This window comes from Acinetobacter sp. YWS30-1, assembly GCF_033558715.1.
Taxonomy (GTDB): domain Bacteria; phylum Pseudomonadota; class Gammaproteobacteria; order Pseudomonadales; family Moraxellaceae; genus Acinetobacter.
On the sequence record NZ_CP114606.1, the window covers coordinates 1,391,803 to 1,408,818 of the forward strand.

At 41.8% G+C, this 17,016-nt stretch carries 19 protein-coding genes and 1 other RNA gene; 14 read left to right on the plus strand and 6 right to left on the minus strand.

Annotated features, from left to right (window positions below):
• The first annotated feature begins 2 nt into the window (after positions 1-2).
• The 6 genes from rseP (at position 3) to lpxA (ending at position 6,904) form a co-directional block, all read left to right on the plus strand.
• Positions 3-1,358, plus strand: a complete 1,356-nt coding sequence (gene rseP, locus O4M77_RS06470; RefSeq protein ID WP_004786165.1) for an RIP metalloprotease RseP — start codon at positions 3-5, stop codon at positions 1,356-1,358.
• A gap of 83 nt (positions 1,359-1,441) precedes the next feature.
• Positions 1,442-3,982, plus strand: coding sequence for an outer membrane protein assembly factor BamA (gene bamA, locus O4M77_RS06475; protein ID WP_416359252.1), 2,541 nt, complete (start codon positions 1,442-1,444; stop codon positions 3,980-3,982).
• 80 nt (positions 3,983-4,062) lie between these two features.
• Positions 4,063-4,554, plus strand: a complete 492-nt coding sequence (locus tag O4M77_RS06480) for an OmpH family outer membrane protein (RefSeq protein ID WP_200230556.1) — start codon at positions 4,063-4,065, stop codon at positions 4,552-4,554.
• A gap of 3 nt (positions 4,555-4,557) precedes the next feature.
• Positions 4,558-5,628 (plus strand): UDP-3-O-(3-hydroxymyristoyl)glucosamine N-acyltransferase, encoded by a 1,071-nt coding sequence (lpxD, locus tag O4M77_RS06485; RefSeq protein WP_200230558.1) that lies wholly within the window; start codon positions 4,558-4,560, stop codon positions 5,626-5,628.
• Between the two features lie 5 nt (positions 5,629-5,633).
• On the plus strand, positions 5,634-6,119 hold the full coding sequence (gene fabZ, locus O4M77_RS06490; RefSeq protein ID WP_171064833.1) for a 3-hydroxyacyl-ACP dehydratase FabZ: 486 nt from the start codon (positions 5,634-5,636) through the stop codon (positions 6,117-6,119).
• Positions 6,116-6,904, plus strand: a complete 789-nt coding sequence (gene lpxA / locus O4M77_RS06495) for an acyl-ACP--UDP-N-acetylglucosamine O-acyltransferase (protein ID WP_004786156.1) — start codon at positions 6,116-6,118, stop codon at positions 6,902-6,904. The genes fabZ and lpxA overlap by 4 nt, the downstream gene beginning before the upstream one ends.
• 68 nt (positions 6,905-6,972) lie before the next feature.
• Here the strand turns inward: lpxA and O4M77_RS06500 are convergent, their stop codons facing one another.
• Positions 6,973-7,776: a YbgF trimerization domain-containing protein gene (locus O4M77_RS06500; RefSeq protein ID WP_323714033.1), complete on the minus strand. Its 804-nt coding sequence runs from the start codon at positions 7,774-7,776 to the stop codon at positions 6,973-6,975.
• A 295-nt stretch (positions 7,777-8,071) separates the two neighbouring features.
• On the opposite strand from O4M77_RS06500, the gene ffs reads away from it, so the two are divergent.
• Positions 8,072-8,168: signal recognition particle sRNA small type (gene ffs, locus O4M77_RS06505), an RNA gene on the plus strand.
• A gap of 307 nt (positions 8,169-8,475) precedes the next feature.
• Here ffs and O4M77_RS06510 read toward each other — a convergent pair.
• From O4M77_RS06510 to O4M77_RS06525, 4 genes are all read right to left on the minus strand, one after another.
• Positions 8,476-9,090 (minus strand): regulatory protein RecX, encoded by a 615-nt coding sequence (locus O4M77_RS06510; RefSeq protein ID WP_180053924.1) that lies wholly within the window; start codon positions 9,088-9,090, stop codon positions 8,476-8,478.
• Positions 9,091-9,165: 75 nt separating this feature from the next.
• Positions 9,166-10,209 (minus strand): recombinase RecA, encoded by a 1,044-nt coding sequence (gene recA / locus O4M77_RS06515; protein WP_004786150.1) that lies wholly within the window; start codon positions 10,207-10,209, stop codon positions 9,166-9,168.
• Positions 10,210-10,354: 145 nt separating this feature from the next.
• Complete coding sequence (locus O4M77_RS06520; RefSeq protein WP_180104303.1) at positions 10,355-10,795, minus strand: RNA-binding S4 domain-containing protein; 441 nt, start codon at positions 10,793-10,795, stop codon at positions 10,355-10,357.
• Positions 10,788-11,474 (minus strand): HAD-IA family hydrolase, encoded by a 687-nt coding sequence (locus O4M77_RS06525; RefSeq protein WP_179992315.1) that lies wholly within the window; start codon positions 11,472-11,474, stop codon positions 10,788-10,790. The genes O4M77_RS06520 and O4M77_RS06525 overlap by 8 nt, the downstream gene beginning before the upstream one ends.
• Positions 11,475-11,486: 12 nt before the next feature.
• Between O4M77_RS06525 and O4M77_RS06530 the strand changes: the two genes are divergently transcribed.
• From O4M77_RS06530 to O4M77_RS06540, 3 genes are all read left to right on the plus strand, one after another.
• Complete coding sequence (locus O4M77_RS06530; protein ID WP_180053926.1) at positions 11,487-12,338, plus strand: 3'(2'),5'-bisphosphate nucleotidase CysQ family protein; 852 nt, start codon at positions 11,487-11,489, stop codon at positions 12,336-12,338.
• Positions 12,339-12,398: 60 nt separating this feature from the next.
• Positions 12,399-13,148, plus strand: a complete 750-nt coding sequence (locus tag O4M77_RS06535) for a histidine phosphatase family protein (protein ID WP_179992317.1) — start codon at positions 12,399-12,401, stop codon at positions 13,146-13,148.
• Between the two features lie 121 nt (positions 13,149-13,269).
• Entirely contained in the window at positions 13,270-13,392 is a 123-nt protein-coding gene (locus tag O4M77_RS06540; protein WP_323714034.1) for a hypothetical protein, read from the plus strand.
• A gap of 140 nt (positions 13,393-13,532) precedes the next feature.
• Here O4M77_RS06540 and rpsT read toward each other — a convergent pair whose 3' ends face one another.
• Positions 13,533-13,802, minus strand: a complete 270-nt coding sequence (gene rpsT / locus O4M77_RS06545) for a 30S ribosomal protein S20 (protein ID WP_004786139.1) — start codon at positions 13,800-13,802, stop codon at positions 13,533-13,535.
• A gap of 213 nt (positions 13,803-14,015) precedes the next feature.
• Here rpsT and O4M77_RS06550 point away from each other — a divergent pair, with 213 nt between their 5' ends.
• The 4 genes from O4M77_RS06550 (at position 14,016) to O4M77_RS06565 (ending at position 17,008) form a co-directional block, all read left to right on the plus strand.
• Complete coding sequence (locus tag O4M77_RS06550) at positions 14,016-14,681, plus strand: NAD-dependent epimerase/dehydratase family protein (protein ID WP_034702612.1); 666 nt, start codon at positions 14,016-14,018, stop codon at positions 14,679-14,681.
• 12 nt (positions 14,682-14,693) lie between these two features.
• Positions 14,694-15,203, plus strand: coding sequence for a ribonuclease E activity regulator RraA (gene rraA, locus O4M77_RS06555; protein WP_125278329.1), 510 nt, complete (start codon positions 14,694-14,696; stop codon positions 15,201-15,203).
• Between the two features lie 101 nt (positions 15,204-15,304).
• The gene (locus O4M77_RS06560; protein WP_034702605.1) at positions 15,305-16,102 is read left to right on the plus strand and encodes a glutathione S-transferase N-terminal domain-containing protein; all 798 of its coding nucleotides are present in this window, start codon (positions 15,305-15,307) and stop codon (positions 16,100-16,102) included.
• A gap of 222 nt (positions 16,103-16,324) precedes the next feature.
• A complete protein-coding gene (locus O4M77_RS06565) occupies positions 16,325-17,008 on the plus strand; it encodes a LuxR C-terminal-related transcriptional regulator (protein ID WP_034702603.1) in 684 nt (227 codons plus the stop codon).
• Positions 17,009-17,016 lie beyond the last annotated feature (8 nt).

Genomic DNA, 17,016 nt, shown 5'->3' on the forward strand with positions numbered 1-17,016 from the left:
ACATGAACGCCTTGTTTATTATTGCAGCCGCAATCCTATTACTCGGTCCCTTAATTGCGATTCACGAGTTTGGTCACTACATTGTGGCACGTAAACTGGGCGTTAAAGTACTGGTCTATTCCATTGGTTTTGGACCAACCCTTCTAAAGTGGACTTCCAAAAAATCCGGTATCCAATATCAGCTTTCAGCTTTGCCTTTGGGTGGTTATGTCAAAATGCTGGACGAGCGTGAAGGCAGTGTGGCAGAAGAAGACTTGCCTAAAGCCTTTAACCGTCAGCATCCCTGGAAACGTATTGCCATCGTTGCTGCGGGTCCTCTCATTAACCTGCTTTTAGCTGTTGTCCTGTTTTGGGTACTTTTTTTACCTGCACAGGAACAGCTGAATACTCGTGTAGGTAAGGTCTTACCAAACACACCTGCAGCCGCGGTACAGATGCAGCCGGGCGACAAGATTGTCGCTGTAGATGGTACACAAGTCGAAACTTGGGAAAAACTGAGTTATGCCTTGGTGGATCGTGTGGGTGAAACTGGTGTGGTCTCGATTCAGGCGGACCGTGCGGGTGAAAACAAGATATTCCAGTTACCAATTCAGGACTTTCTTAAAGATCAAAGTCAGTCACCTCTTGATACATTAGGTTTCTTGCCATATCGTCCGGAAATTCCGGCTGTGGTGAGCAAACTGAGTGAAGATGGTGCAGCCATTCGTCAGGGGCTTAAAGAAGGTGACAAGATTCTGGCCATTGATGGTGTACAGATGAAAGACTGGTTCGATGTGGTACAAGTGGTACAGGCATCACCAGAAAAATTACTTAAGATAGATGTATTACGTGGTAATCAGGTCGTGCATCTTCAGGTCATGCCGCAAGGCAAACGTGACAATATGGGGAATGTAACCGGTATGCTCGGAGTTCAAAGCGATCCGGGCAAGGTGACAATTCCTGCTGAATATAAACAGACGATTCACTATACGCCTGTTGAGGCGATGGTGATGGCCTTTGACAAGACAGCACATCTGTCTTCAATGATTCTGAACTCGATCGTCAAAATGGTACGTGGTCTGATTGGTCTGGATAATCTTTCTGGCCCGATTACCATTGCCAAAGTGGCGGGACAAAGCGCGGAAATGGGTTGGGAAACTTTTATTTCCTTTATGGCGCTAATGAGTGTAAGTTTAGGGATATTAAACTTATTGCCAATCCCAATGCTTGATGGCGGACATCTGGTTTATTATTTTATCGAATTAATTCGTGGTAAACCTGTTTCTGAACAAATACAATTGGTTGGATTAAAAATTGGTATGGTACTGCTCGGCAGTATGATGCTTTTGGCATTATTTAATGACTTTATGCGTTTATAATAACGTAAATGGAATAATTAACAGCGGAAAAGACTGGCATGCAGCACACACATTTATTTATGCCTTTGGCACTCGTTAGTGCAATGGCAGTAGCACAACAAGTATATGCGGCAGAAGACTTCATTGTACAAGATATAAAATTTGATGGATTGGTACGTTTAACTCCTGAAAATGTGTACGGCTTGGTGCCAATCAACAGTGGTGACCGGGTGAATGATCCGATCATTGCCAATGCGATTCGTAGCCTGTATGCATCTGGACTATTTGATGACATCAAAGCCGTTCAACAGGGCAATACCTTGGTATTCCAGGTCGTAGAACGTCCGGTAATTTCGAAAATTGAGCTGAAAGGCAATAAGCTGATTCCAAAGGAAGCGCTGGAAGAAGGCCTGAAAAAAATGGGTCTGGCTGAAGGTGAGGTACTGAAGAAATCTGCACTGCAAACAGTCGAAACCGAGCTGGAACAGCAATATATGCAGCAAGGTCGTTATGATGCCGATATTACGGTAACAACGACACCGCGACCAAATAACCGCGTTGAAGTGCTGATTGATTTTGTTGAAGGTAAAGCCGCTAAAGTTTTTGATATCAATATTATCGGTAATACTGTCTTTAAAGAATCAGATATCAAACAGGCATTCGCTGTTAAAGAAAGTGGCTGGAGCTCGGTCATTTCGCGTAATGACCGTTATGCACGTGAAAAAATGGCTGCGAGTTTGGAAGCTTTACGTGCGATGTATCTGAACCGCGGTTACATCAACTTCAATATTACCAATTCAAGTCTGAATTTGAGTGAAGATAAAAAGAATGTCTTTATTGAAGTTTCAGTCAATGAAGGCGAACAGTTTAAGTTTGGACAAACCAAATTCCTGGGTGATGCGCTTTATAAACCTGAAGAGCTACAAGCTTTGCAATTGTATAAAGAAGGCGACACATACTCTCAGGAACGAGTGAATGCGGTCAAGCAGCTATTGCTACGTAAATATGGTAATGCTGGTTATTACTATGCTGAAGTAAATGTTGTACCTCAAATCAATAACGAAACTAAACAGGTTGACCTGAACTATTATATTAACCCAGGTCAACAAGTCACTGTGCGTCGGATCAACTTCACAGGTAATTCTAAAACTGCCGATGAGGTATTACGTCGTGAAATGCGCCAGATGGAAAGTGCGCTGGCAAGCAATGAGAAGATTGACCTGTCTAAAGTACGTTTAGAACGTACTGGTTTCTTCAAAACAGTTGATATCAAACCTGTTCGTATTCCGGGATCACCAGATCAGATTGATTTGAATGTGGCAGTTGAAGAGCAGCATTCAGGTACAAGTACTCTAGCTGTTGGTTTCTCTCAAAGTGGTGGTGTAACGTTCCAGGCTGGTCTAAGTCAGACTAACTTCCTGGGTACAGGGAACAGCGTTTCGATTGATCTGTCACGTTCCGAAACTCAAGATTATTATAACTTGAGTGTAATGGACCCGTACTTCACGATTGATGGTGTACGGCGCGGTTATAATCTTTACTACCGTAAAACAAAGCTTGATGATAATTACAACGTAAATAATTATGTTACAGACAGTTTTGGTGGTGGTATTAATTTTGGTTATCCAATTGATGAGAACCAAAGTGTAAGCCTAGGTCTGAATATAGATCAGACTGAAGTGACCACAGGGCCATACGTATCTACATATGTACGTGACTATTTACTGGCAAATGGTGGTAAACCTAAAGGTGAAGGGCAATATTGTTCAAGTAATATTATAAAATCTCAATGGGATATTGATAGAGAAAGAGACCCGTCACTACCACGACCTACAAACCCACCTGAAGGTTATTTTGATCTTCTTTGCCGAGATCAAGGTAATGGAGATATTGGTTTTACATCATTCGATGATAAGTTCGGTGGGGAATTTTTAACTTATAATTTAAATTTAGGTTGGTCTTATAACACCTTGAACCGTCCAATGTTCCCGACTACAGGTATGTCACATCGTGTCAATGCAGAAATTGCCTTGCCAGGTAGTGATGTGGAATATCAAAAACTCACTTATGATGCACAAGCTTTCTTCCCATTAGGCAAAGATTTTGTTTTGCGTGGTTATGGTCGTTTAGGTTATGGTAATGACCTGCCTTTCTACAAGAACTTCTATGCCGGTGGTTATGGTTCAGTACGTGGTTATGAAAATAGTACACTTGGACCTAAATATCCTGGAGTAACTTATAATGAATCACGTAAAAAAGATTTTGATCCAGAAGAGGTAGGTGGTAACGCTTTAGTCCAGTTTGGTACTGAATTAGTCCTTCCTGTACCATTTAAAGGGGATTGGGCACGTCAGGTTCGTCCGGTACTCTTTGCTGAAGGAGCTCAAGTATTTGATACCCAATGTGATGTACCATCTGGAAAATTATATTTAACGGGTGATATTAATGATCTGGGTATCAATGCAAAACAATACTGTAAAGATAACTTTGGTTTCGATGCAGGCAATATGCGTTATAGCGTAGGTGCTGGTTTCACCTGGATTACCATGATTGGTCCATTATCACTAAGCTATGCATACCCGTTGAATGATAAAGACGGTGATGAAACTCAAAATATTCAGTTTGAAATTGGGCGTACTTTCTAAGAACACTTTGATCTTAAATATAAATTTTGCTCATGAAGCCATCAGGTTTTGTGAGCAAAATTTTTTGAATGGGTAAAAACATGAAAAAAATGATGATGGCAATGGGTATTGCTTTAGCGGGATTAACTTCATTGTCACATGCAGATGATTACGGAATTGTTGATCTGGAAAAAGTAGTACAAAACAGTATCTATTTAAAGCAGCAAAATGCCACTCTGGAAAATGAAATCAAGCCGCAAACCGCACAGATTGCACAGTTTCAAAAAGACCTTGCTGCAATCAAGCAAAAAGGCCAGACTGCAAAAACACCAGCAGAACGTGAAAAAATAGCCAAAGAATTTGAAGGTAAAGCGACTCAACTGGCAGGGGTGCAGCAACAGGTACAGGCAACCGTGCAAACGCGTATGCAAAGTGTAAATAAAGCTTTTGAAGGAAATTTGAAGCGTGCTGCTGAACAATTACGCCAAGAAAACAAGCTAGATGTGGTTTTAAATAAAAATTCCGTACTTGCTTATGACGCGAAGTATGATTTAACTGATAAAATGATTCAAAAGGTTAATGCAATTAAATAATCGATGAATTATCAAAAACTTCAGTTAGCTGACCTCGCTCGTCTTGTCCAAGGTGAGTATGTAGGTCAGGCAGATTTATGTTTGAGAGGTTTGGCAAGTCTTGAAAATGCAACCTCTCATGACCTTGCATTTGTCAATGCAGATAAATATCTGGAACAGGCAGCTCAGAGTAAGGCGGGCGCTTTAATTGTGACTGCTGAATTAAAAGAGCAGCTAACTTCCCAGCAGAACTTCATTGTCGTAGCCAATCCTTATCTGGCTTTTGCAATTCTGACTCACGTTTTTGAGAAAAAACATACGATTCAGGGAATTGAAAGTACCGCACAAATTCATCCATCTGCCATCATTGCTGACAGTGCCTATATTGGCCACTATGCCGTTATTGGTGAGAATTGTGTGGTGGGTGAAAATACGATTATCCAGTCACACGTTCAGATCGACGACCAGGTTGAAATTGGTCGGGACTGTTTTATTGATGCACATGTGACTTTAACAGGTGCTACAAAAATCGGTAATCGTGTTCGGATCCATGCCAATACCGTAATTGGTAGTGAAGGTTTTGGGTTTGCACCTTATCAAGGGAAATGGCATCGAATTGCCCAGTTGGGTTCAGTCTGTATTGCAGATGATGTCCGGATCGGTTCAAACTGTAGTATTGACCGAGGTGCACTGGATGACACAATTCTGGAGCAAGGTGTCATTATTGATAATCTTGTGCAAATTGCCCATAACGTCAAGATTGGTGAAAACACTGCGATCGCAGCTAAATGCGGGATTGCTGGTAGTACCACGATTGGCAAAAACTGTATTCTCGCGGGGGCTTGTGGGGTAGCAGGACACCTACATATTACCGATAATGTGACCTTGACAGGAATGTCAATGGTGACAAATAACATTACTGAAGAAGGTACTTATTCTTCAGGCATGGGATTGTTGCCAAATCAGCAATGGAAACGCACAGTGGTTCGCTTAAGACAATTAGCAGATGTGCCATTGACCCAGTTAGTGAAACGATTGGATCATATGCAATCTCAAATTGAGTCCATTGAATCAACATTTAAGTTGCGTAAATAATTATGATGACAGAGTCGAATTTGCCTACATTCACGAAGCCTGAATTGCCAATGAATATTCAAAAGATTCGTGAATATTTGCCCCATCGCTATCCATTCTTACTGGTTGATCGCGTTGTCGATATTACCGAAAATGGCATTGTTGGTTATAAAAACGTCTCAATTAATGAAGAGTTTCTGCAAGGCCATTTTCCGAACTATCCAATCATGCCAGGCGTATTGATTGTAGAGGCATTAGCACAGATCTCAGGTATCCTTGGTTTTGTCATGAATAATGAAACTCCAAAAGAAGGTTCATTATTTCTTTTTGCTGGCGCTGAGAAGGTTAGATTTAAAAAACAAGTGGTTGCTGGCGACCAATTAGTACTTAAATCTGAATTAGTGATGCAAAAACGTGGCATTTATAAATATAATTGTATTGCCACAGTAGATGGCATTGTCGCAACAACCGCGGAAATTATGGTTTCCCATCTGAAAGTCGAGCAGGCATGAGCAATAACCCCCTAATTCATCCAACTGCCATCATTGACGCATCTGCAGTAATTGCTGCAGATGTACAGATTGGCCCTTACTGTATTATTGGGCCAAATGTCACGATTGGTGCTGGTACCAAACTGCATTCACATGTCGTGGTGGGTGGTTTCACACGTATTGGTGAACATAATGAAATTTTTCAGTTCGCCAGTGTCGGTGAAGTCTGCCAGGATCTGAAATATGCAGGCGAGGAAACCTGGCTGGAAATTGGTGATTATAACAAGATTCGTGAACACTGCAGTCTGCACCGTGGTACGGTGCAAGACAAAGGTATTACCAAGATTGGCAGTCATAACCTGTTAATGGTAAATACCCATATTGCACATGACTGTATGGTTGGTGATCATAATATTTTCGCAAATAATGTCGGTGTGGCGGGTCACGTACACGTAGGCGATTATGTCGTGATTGGTGGTAACTCAGGTATTCACCAGTTCTGTAAAATTGACTCTTACAGCATGATTGGGGGCGCTTCACTGATTCTGAAAGATGTTCCTGCCTATGTGATGGTATCGGGTAATCCGGCACATGCATTTGCCATGAATGTGGAAGGCATGCGTCGTAAAGGCTGGTCAAAAGACGTGATTAACGGTTTACGTGAATCCTTTAAGCTGATTTACAAATCTGGCTTAACGACTCAGGAAGCCATCGAGAAAATCCGTAACGAGATTCTTCCAGAAGTTTCTGAAGCACAACGTCTGATTGATTCACTCGAACAATCAAAGCGTGGCATTGTGCGCTAAGCTAAAGAAATGAAAGTAGAATTAAAAAAAGACACCTTCGTGGTGTCTTTTTTTATGGGACTTTTTATTTACTTCAAAAATTTAACTTCTTCAGCTTTCGGATAGTTCTTGAGTAGTTTCGCTTTATATTGCGAAGCAAGAGTAGTGTTCTTTTCTACATCCTTACTAATATTATAAAGCTGATAAAGGGCAGTAGAGGCTTTTGCAGAATTTGGATAGCGGTCAACCACAATCAGATAATTCTTCTTTGCTTCATTAAAATTCGGTGGGTCAATCGACAGGTTAAATTCGGCTAACCAGAAGTGAGCATTGCTGATATAGACGCTATTCGGATTATTCTTGATGAAATTCTGCATGGGTGCAATGGCTTTAGCTGCACCACCATTTTTATAGGTATCCAGTGCAATGGTATAAGCCGCTTTTTCCTGCTCACTCGGCTGTTGCGTTGTAGATGCCTGATTGGTCGCTACTGGAGCATTAGAGCTTACACTGGGAGAAATATCCTGTTGGTTATCCTCCGCGGGAGTATCTTCAGCAGGTTCAATTTTTTGCTGCAATAGTTCCAGACGTTGATCTAGATCGGCATAGCGGTTGGTTAATTCGCTCTTTAATCTCTCGATCTCATTTTCTTGTTCTTCGATTTTTCCACGTAAACTGCGTAGATCATTTTCAAGCTGCTGGTTTTTTTGCATAAGCTGCCAGCTGGTATTGGTCTGAGGTGCATCTGCGCCTGTAGCAATGGCAGATTGAGTGCTGATATTATTTGATTGAGCACCTTGGCTGAGTCCACGTGATTCGATAGGAATCGCAGCAAAAAGAGAGGTTGTACAGAGTGCAGTGAGGGCACACAATACCTGTTTCTTAAACATCATATAAGTTCCATGATTCTTGGCGAGATTATGTATCCGCAGCTCATTTATTCTAAAAGAGATAACCCGTTTATAGCTTCACATTTAAAACGGCATTTTTAGAAATTGCAACAAGGTTTTACAAAGATCATGTGAATTTCGATATTCATGAATTAATTGTGAAGAATATTAAAAAATCAGCATCTTGGGGTATATTGTTTTTAAAATAATCAAACGGATAGCTTATGCCGAAAATTTGAAATACAGGCCTTGCAACTTCAATAAAAATCTCTATACTCTGTTCCTGTAATGGTAGCCCTGCCGGTTACTTCGCAATTGTACTCTATGAACCCCGCCAGGACCGGAAGGTAGCAACGGTAGTAGATCTATGATGTGCCGGAGCTTTGCTGGTAGGGTTGCCACCAGATTTATAATTATAAAATTTCTCTATTCTCTCTTTATTTTTCAATCTTAATTTCTATTGTTTTCTATTCCTTTTAATCTTTACTTTCAATCTTCTATTCACAGCTGCTTTCGTGGATGCCATATTGTTTGGAATATTGAAATTCAATCTTTTGAATAGACTATCTTAATTTGAGCTTTTGAAAGCTTTTTGTTGTTCGGGATTAATTGTAAATTAAGGGAAACTATTTAAGTTAAGCAGGATGGCAAAGAGGAAAATAAAAAAATAGCCTAAGCATATTTTTCACAAATACAAAAGAATTAATCTTCGGCTTTGCGGCTAATCGCTTTCATGATCGCATCCATTTCAAAACCACGATACATTAGAAAACGGATCTGTTTGGCTTTAAGTTTTGGGTCTTTCGTCACTTCTGGACCATATTTTCTAAGCTTCAGTTCATAAGCCTGTTGTACCCAGTCCGTTTCTTTTAGTTCTTCACTGATCAGGGCAGTATCAATTTTTTTGCTTTTCAGCTTCATTTTAATCTGATTGGGACCTTTGCCTTTACGCTTTTGGCTCGATAACATGATTTCAGCGACACGTTGATCACTTTGATAGTTTTCTCTAGATAGCTCTTCAACCAAAGTGACCACTTCATTTCGATCTTCTGCATAAAGCGCCAGTTTCTCAATGAGTTCAGCTTTGGAGTATTCTTTGCGAGTTAGTACAGCAAAGGCATAAGAACGCAAACGGGTGCCGGTTAGACCGGGTTTCTTCTGCTCTTTATCGGAGTTACCAAATAAGCTGTCTTCCGGATCAAATTCTGGCAAAGTCTGTGGCTCAACAGGTGCAGGAGTGACTGAATCTTCAGCATCACCAAACTGCTGTTTAATCGCGTCATAGTCCAAAAGTTTGCTGAATTTTGCGTCTGACATATTGATCTCGATAAAAATATCTATTCCATAATAACAAAAACGCCCCGTAGGGCGCTCTGTTATGACGTTCAAGGATTATGCATCCAGAAAGTCTGCTGGTTCTTCTTCATCTTTATCTTCGACTACTTTGCCTGTAGTAAGCAGTTGCTCACGGATCAGTTTTTCAATAGTATCCGCCAGCTCTTTGTGTTCTTCCAGATAACGGATGGTATTGTTCTTACCTTGGCCAATCTTGTCGCCTTGATATGAATACCATGCACCCGCTTTCTGAACAATTTCTTGCTGTACTGCAAGGTCAATCAGTTCACCAAGATGGTTAACACCTTTACCATACAGAATCTGGAACAGAGCTTCTCTGAATGGAGGCGCCATTTTATTTTTCACAACTTTGACTTTGGTTTCAGAACCTACAATCTCGTCGCCTTCTTTCACCTGACCGATACGGCGGATATCCAGACGTACAGAAGCATAGAATTTTAGTGCATTACCACCAGTAGTTGTTTCCGGGCTACCGAACATTACACCAATCTTCATACGGATCTGGTTAATGAAAATCACCATACAGTTTGAACGCTTGGCATTACCGGTAATTTTACGCAGTGCCTGGCTCATCAAACGTGCTTGCAGACCCATATGTGAGTCACCCATTTCGCCTTCAATCTCGGCGCGAGGCGTCAATGCAGCAACAGAGTCGACTACAATCAGGTCAATTGCGCCAGAACGTACCAGCATGTCAGCGATTTCAAGTGCCTGTTCACCGTTATCTGGTTGAGAAACCAGCAGGTTATCAATATCTACACCGAGTTTACGGGCATATTGAGGATCAAGCGCGTGCTCGGCATCGATGAATGCACATGTACCGCCAGCTTTTTGACATTCAGCAATCGCTTGCAATGTCATTGTGGTTTTACCTGAAGATTCAGGACCATAAATCTCGATAATACGGCCTTTCGGTAAACCACCAATACCGAGTGCAATATCAAGCGTTAAAGAGCCTGTAGATACAGCTTCAACTGCTTGCACGGTATTGTCACCAAGACGCATCACTGTGTTTTTACCAAACTGTTTTTCAATCTGGCTTAAGGCAGCATTGAGCGCCTTGTTTTTATTCTCATCCATCTTACAACCTCAATACGATGTCACAAACTTAGTACTCAAGTGGATGTCTTACATTAGAGCTTCGTTCCACAGGAATATAGTGACAGAAATTTCCCTTGTGTTCTATAAAATCCAGCAGTGTTACGACACATGCTGACGCTTGAATTTAATCATCATTATATGACCAATGTTGATCAAAGTTCTGACTATTTTCATTCTTGAATCGACTGATGTCTCGACGTTCTTTTTTGCTTGGCCGATGATCGGGACGCGCTAGATTATGCAACTTTCTTTGTGATGCAATCAATTCCCGGCGAGCGATACTGACTTCAGTTTCTTCATACAGTTTCTGTGCCACAGGTGCAGGACCACGAACATCAGAAAGTTCTTTTACAACTACGGTTTTTTTGTCGATACCTTGCTGAATCGTCAACTCCATACCCACACGGACTTCGCGAGATACTTTTACACGCTCACCATTATGGTGGACTTTACCGCCCTCAATAGCATTCTTGGCAATTGAACGGGTTTTAAAAAAACGTGCCGCCCACAGCCATTTATCTATACGCATGCCTACCGCATCTTCGGGTAAAGACGATTTACGCATATTGCTTGTTTACCTCAGACTGATTTAAATGAGTGATTAAATCTGTTAATTGGTGCAGCATCGGGTAATTACAAGTCTGGCGTGCAACTTTACTGGAAGATGGTTGCTGGATACAGAACAGGTTCTGGATGCCATAAGCCTTGGCACCATTCAGGACTTTTTCGGTATCATCAATAAAATAGACCTGCTCAGGATCAAAGGGGTGCAAAGCATTCAGACCTTGCCAGAATTCTACAAATTCCTTGGCATGTCCAATGCTTTCCGAGCTGACAATCACATCAAAATAATCTTTGAGATTCAGATGATCCAGTTTGAAGGCGAGTCCTGCACAGTCGGCATTGGTGGCAAGCCAGATGGGATAGCCATTATTTTTAAGATAATCGAGTAATTCGAGGCAATAAGGGCGTAAGCTAACCTTATCTTTATGCTCAATTTGCATGGCCAGAACGTCGACTTCGACTTTAGCCGTCCAGAAGCGAGAAGAGTACCAGTTTAGGGTATGATTATGTTGCTGATAGAATGCATAAAGCGTTTCTCGGCTCTGTTCCAGACTACAGCCATGTGTTTCGGCATAACGGACCGGTAATAACTCGTTCCAGATGAAATCATCGTAGGCAAGATCAAGTAAAGTTCCGTCCATATCAAAAATGACAGGCGGTTTTTCTGAGCAATTCGACATATAAGGTTTTCTATGTTTAAAGCGACAATAGCACCACAAGATCCGATGATTTTGCAGTTTGTGCCCATTTTGACACAGGCCTGTGAAATTTTGCGAGAAGAATATCAGCGTTATTGTTCAGGTGCTGCGTTTGATATTGTCAAGAAAAGTGATGATTCTCCTGTGACCCAGGCAGACTATCGGGTGAATAGTTATTTAACCCAAGCTTTAGCGGAAATCTCAGAATTGCCTTTATTGTCAGAAGAGGGGCAGCAGGATCAGCGTCATGCCTGGACAGATTTCTGGTTACTAGATCCTCTGGATGGCACCAAAGAGTTTTTGCATCAGCGCCCAGAATTCACGATTAATCTCAGTCTGGTCAGAGGCAGTCTGACTACTTTTGCCATTTTGGCGGTTCCTGCACAGCAGCTAATTTATTTCTGTCCTGAAGAAGGCTTGCCGATTAAATACGATATTCAGAATCAGGCATGGTTTGGCTATGAGTCAGCTACCGATCATCAGGATGTCTTTGTCGGTCTGAGTCAGAGCAGTCAGCAGAAGCCAAAATATATCGAGTATCTGCAAAGTCTGGCTAAACTTAGCGCGTACACCGAGTTCAAGGCAGGAAGTGCCTATAAATTCTGCATGATCCTTGAAGACCGAGTAGACATCTATCCGCGTTTCCATCCAACCTCTGAATGGGATACCAGTGCCGGTCAATGCATGCTCGAGCGGATTGGTGGAGGGTTGGTTGATCTGGAAGGTCGGCCATTCATCTACAATCAGCGCAAGACCTTACTGAATGGCGGGTTTATCGCCTATAAGAATGAAGCAATGAAAGCACTGGCTTTACGGGCACTGGCAGACATGCAAGACAATGATTGAGCTCATAGCCGTTCATGGTATAGTGAGGAAGATTCCGTTGATAGATCAGTTGGCAAGATTGTGGCATTAAAACTGCTTCCACCAAGTATGCTCAGTGCAATAGATTTATTGCCTGATACCAAGACACCTGTGACTCTGTTTACGCGGCATTCTCTGCGTGAAGATGTCGCTGGTCAGGGACTGGCAGGTTATGATTTGCAGTTGACGCCGCAAGGACGTGATCTGGCGCAGGAATGGGGCGCTTATCTGGTCAATCAGACAGATCGGCATATCCAGCATTGTATATCGAGTCCGATTCAGCGCTGTGTAGATACCGCAGCATTGATGATCGAGGGGGCAGATGCAACGGATAAAGCACCGCATACCCATAAGATTGAAATCGTTGAACAGGGTTTGCTAGTTGAGCCAGGCAGCTTTGTACTGGATATTCAAAAAGCAGGGCCATATTTCAAAAAACAGGGGGCATTGGGCTTTATCAATAGCTTCGTCAATAATGCCTTGCCCGGAATGAAACATCCCATTAATGGCGTAGTGGATGTACTGGAATTAATTTACAACACTCATCCGAAAACGCTGTATGGACTCAGTCTGGCGGTCAGTCATGACACCATTCTGGCAGCTATGATTGCAGTGATGTCTGGGCATCAGGAAGTCAGTCGTGAAGACTGGCCGAAAATGATGGAAGGTCTGTTTGTCTGGTTTGAAGGCGATGTATTTGAGGAATCTAAACTAAAATGGATCTGGCGTGGCAAAGTGCATGAGCTGGATATTTCCCAATTTCAGAATGCCGAATTAAAGGTAAATAAATAATTCAAAGGCTCAATCATTTAGGTTGAGCTTTTTTACATTTATCGTATGAAAGTGAAATAGAGTAACGATGAAATATCACTATGCTGATATTTAAACCAATTTTGGAAGCATAGGAGTCATCATGAAAATAATCACAATTTTAAGTCTGGTCGTTATGCTGGGATTAACTGCCTGTCAGCGTGATACAGACAATGTACAGCAAGACCAGACCACAACACCTCATTCTATGGATAAGGATGAATAATGTATTCTATTTTTATTTAAGTAAAAGATTTCTATAACTAGGATTGGAAAAAATTCTGGTATTCATCATTCTTTATTGTTGAATTGGTATTAAATTTCAGGCACAAAAAAAGCCCTAAAAGGGCTTCTTTTGATTTGCGATTAGTTAGAAGCTAATGCTTTAACTTGCGCGTTCAAACGGCTCTTATGACGAGCTGCTTTATTTTTATGGATGATACCTTTGTCAGCCATACGGTCGATTACTGGAACAGCTTTTTTGTAAGCTTCAGTAGCAACAGCATAGTCGCCAGCAGCAATAGCAGCTACTGTACGTTTAAGATATGTACGAACCATAGAACGCAAGCTTGCGTTGTGTTTGCGTGCTTTAACGTTTTGACGAGCACGTTTTTTTGCTTGAGCAGAGTTTGCCACTCGTGCACTCCTTGAAATAGATTGGTCTGGGCGGGCTGAAACTCAACTGAAAACCACATCAGAAGAACTATCACCAGCCCGTAAACAAGTGCCATATTTTGAGGAAACTATGGGCTTAAGTCAAGTCTTGACATGCTTTGACAACATTTTAGTTGCAGAAAAATTCTAAAGAAAACGTTAGATTAGTATCTAAGCAGGGAGATCGTACAAAAAATGACTAAAACCATTACATATCCTATCGTGATTGGCGCTACAGGCTTGGTCGGAAAGACTTTGGTACAACAGCTGGTAAATGAACCTAGTTGTAAGCGTATTAGCGTCATCGTGCGTAAACATCAACCAGAATTTGAACAGTGGCACAAGGTCAAGCAGGTGGTCGTTGAGGATTTCTTAATGCTCAATGATCAGGATGTCAGTGGCCATACTCATGCCTTTAGCTGTCTGGGTACCACGCTAAAGAAAGCCGGCTCCAAAGAAGCTTTTTATAATACCGATTACACCATCAACGCCCATTTTGCCGAACTGGTGCAGCAAACGGATGCTCATTATCTGTTGATTAGTGCGATGGGTGCCAATTCAAAATCCAGACTGTTCTATAACCGGGTAAAGGGTGAATTAGAGGATTATATCCAGACCTTGTCTCTGGAGCGTATCAGCTTGTTCCGACCATCTTTGTTGATTGGTGAGCGGGATCATCAGCGTTTACTGGAAGACGCGGCACAGAACCTGTTTGACAAGTTTTCGCATTTTATCCCCGATTCTTTTAAATACAAGCCAGTGACAGCAGAGCAGGTGGCTCATACTATGGTATATGCAGCGCTGAATCAGACTGTGAAATTTGAAATTTATGATAATTTAGCCATACAAAAAATGAAATGAGGGTAAAAAATCGTGTCCAGCGTACCATTTGTAACTTGTGACCTGCTTGATGACAATCCGGATAAAAACTTGCAGGTGGTCACCCCATGCCTGGATGGCAAATTCTTTAGAAGCTATGGTGCACGTAAAAGCTTTGGCGGCCAGATTGTGACCGTAAAATGTTTTGAAGATAACTCTCGAGTAAAAGAGTTATTGGCGACAGATGGTACCGGCAAGGTTCTGGTTGTAGATGGTGGTGCTTCGATGCGTTGTGCATTGATGGGTGACCTGATTGCTGAGTCTGCGGTGAAAAACCACTGGAATGGTGTAATTATCTACGGCTGTGTCCGTGATGTCGATGCGATTGCTGAGCTTGATCTTGGTGTACATGCTTTAGCTTCTATTCCTCAAAAGAGCAACCGTAAGGGGATTGGTGAGGTAGATGTGCCGCTTTATTTTGGTGGCGTGACCTTTAAATCAGGCGAGTATGTCTATGCTGATAACAACGGCATTGTCCTGTCCAAAGAGCAACTGGTGGACTAATTCCGGTTATTGAAAATATACAAAAACAAGCTATACCGTGGAAGTCAGGCAGTTTAGATTGCTGCTTTCACGGTTTGAAAATAATAAAGAGGACAGACGATATGTTAGGCCATCAGATTAAAGTAGCACAGGCATTGGCATCCGCATTTCTGGAAGGTGGACGTGGTACCACTGGAACACCATTTCCGAATCAGCCTGAAAAGCCTCTCAAGCTTTATGAATATGAAGGATCGCCATTCTGTCGTCGTGTCCGTGAGGTCATGACTTTACTGAATCTCGATTATGAAGTGTATCCGTGCCCACGAGGCGGTAAACGCTTTCGTCCCGAAGTGAAACAGCAAGGTGGCAAACTTCAGTTTCCATTTTTAGTAGATGAAAATACCGGAGATAAGCTATACGAATCTCAGGATATTATTCATCACCTGTTTAAGCATTATGGCAAGACAGGTAAGACTCCAGCCAAATATTCAAATTATCCAAAAGTGCCGGTTGCTGCCATTGCAGGTACGATGGTGAATGGTCTACGTGGTGGCATGGCTAAACCGTTGTCGAAGAATAGCCCTGCGCCTGAACAGCTTCTTGAGCTGTGGGGCTTTGAAGCCAGTCCATATACCCGTATTGTCCGTGGCGTATTGTCTGAACTGGAAATCCCTTACATCTATCATAATGTGGCAAAAGAACGTTGGCAGGATCAAGGTCTGGCAAAACTGCGTTTAAAACCGGGGAAATATGAACCTTTACCGGGTGGTAAGCGTGAACAGGTCTTAAAAGTAATGGGAGATAATATTCAGGTTCCTTATCTGGTTGACCCAAATACCAATACAAAAATGTTTGAGTCCAAAGATATTGTGGAGTATTTGAAGCAGCAATATGGTCCTGAGAAGAAAAGCAAAAAATAAACTGCTCCTAATATTTGGAAGATAAAAAATTGCCATCTGAAAATAGATGGCATTTTTATGGTTTATAAATTTAAATTTTCCAAGAACAAGAACTCTGCTTTCAAAATTATTCATACTTAGAGCTACTCACAATAAAGTTAAAAAAACTCATGATTTTTCTTCTTTTTTTGTTTATATTTTAATTTCAATGGGGTAATAAGAATAACGATAAGGGGTGTGCTTATGACAGCACAAGACGCCGTACTACCGGTACCTGTATTAATTGTTGAAGACGAATATGTCATTCAGTGCCGTTTAAAAAATATTTTGAAGGATCTGGGATATAGTGATGAGGTATTGCTGTTCGCCAATAATGTCAGGGAAGCCGAATATCTTCTGCAACAAGAACCGTTCTGTTTAGCACTGATTGATCTTGGACTGCCAGATGGAAATGGCATTTCCATTATTGAAAAAATACATGAGCTCGGTTCACAAACCTTAATACTAGTGGTATCTGCCTGGAGCACTCAGGATAGCTTGTTAAAAGCAATTAAGGCGGGAGCAACCGGTTATGTACTCAAGGAACGCGATGATACAGAAGTAAGTCTGGCAATTCGTAGTATTTTGCGTGGCGGTGCACCCATTGATCCTTTTATTGCACGGGAAATTCTCAAGCAGATTTCCAGTTCAGAGCCATCTTCCTCTTTGGAGCAGATCGTACTTGATCCTGAACAGGAAAGCTTGACTCAACGGGAAAAAGAAATTCTTTCATTGGTGGCACAGGGGCTCAGCAATCGTGAAATTGCTGATGAACTCTGCGTGTCACGTTATACCGTTGAAAGTCATATCAAGCATATTTACCGCAAACTCTCTGTTAGCAAGCGGACCAAAGCAGTCAGCACCGCCCGGCATTTAGGTATTCTTTAGTGCGAATG

Excerpts from the sequence above, each read along its gene's own strand:
- rseP (WP_004786165.1), top strand. The coding sequence starts at position 3 with ATGAACGCCTTGTTTATTATTGCAGCCGCAATCCTATTACTCGGTCCC.
- bamA (WP_416359252.1), top strand. The coding sequence starts at position 1,442 with ATGGCAGTAGCACAACAAGTATATGCGGCAGAAGACTTCATTGTACAA.
- O4M77_RS06480 (WP_200230556.1), top strand. The coding sequence starts at position 4,063 with ATGAAAAAAATGATGATGGCAATGGGTATTGCTTTAGCGGGATTAACT.
- lpxD (WP_200230558.1), top strand. The coding sequence starts at position 4,558 with ATGAATTATCAAAAACTTCAGTTAGCTGACCTCGCTCGTCTTGTCCAA.
- fabZ (WP_171064833.1), top strand. The coding sequence starts at position 5,634 with ATGACAGAGTCGAATTTGCCTACATTCACGAAGCCTGAATTGCCAATG.
- lpxA (WP_004786156.1), top strand. The coding sequence starts at position 6,116 with ATGAGCAATAACCCCCTAATTCATCCAACTGCCATCATTGACGCATCT.
- O4M77_RS06500 (WP_323714033.1), bottom strand. The coding sequence starts at position 7,776 with ATGATGTTTAAGAAACAGGTATTGTGTGCCCTCACTGCACTCTGTACA.
- O4M77_RS06510 (WP_180053924.1), bottom strand. The coding sequence starts at position 9,090 with ATGTCAGACGCAAAATTCAGCAAACTTTTGGACTATGACGCGATTAAA.
- recA (WP_004786150.1), bottom strand. The coding sequence starts at position 10,209 with ATGGATGAGAATAAAAACAAGGCGCTCAATGCTGCCTTAAGCCAGATT.
- O4M77_RS06520 (WP_180104303.1), bottom strand. The coding sequence starts at position 10,795 with ATGCGTAAATCGTCTTTACCCGAAGATGCGGTAGGCATGCGTATAGAT.
- O4M77_RS06525 (WP_179992315.1), bottom strand. The coding sequence starts at position 11,474 with ATGTCGAATTGCTCAGAAAAACCGCCTGTCATTTTTGATATGGACGGA.
- O4M77_RS06530 (WP_180053926.1), top strand. The coding sequence starts at position 11,487 with ATGTTTAAAGCGACAATAGCACCACAAGATCCGATGATTTTGCAGTTT.
- O4M77_RS06540 (WP_323714034.1), top strand. The coding sequence starts at position 13,270 with ATGAAAATAATCACAATTTTAAGTCTGGTCGTTATGCTGGGATTAACT.
- O4M77_RS06550 (WP_034702612.1), top strand. The coding sequence starts at position 14,016 with ATGACTAAAACCATTACATATCCTATCGTGATTGGCGCTACAGGCTTG.
- O4M77_RS06560 (WP_034702605.1), top strand. The coding sequence starts at position 15,305 with ATGTTAGGCCATCAGATTAAAGTAGCACAGGCATTGGCATCCGCATTT.
- O4M77_RS06565 (WP_034702603.1), top strand. The coding sequence starts at position 16,325 with ATGACAGCACAAGACGCCGTACTACCGGTACCTGTATTAATTGTTGAA.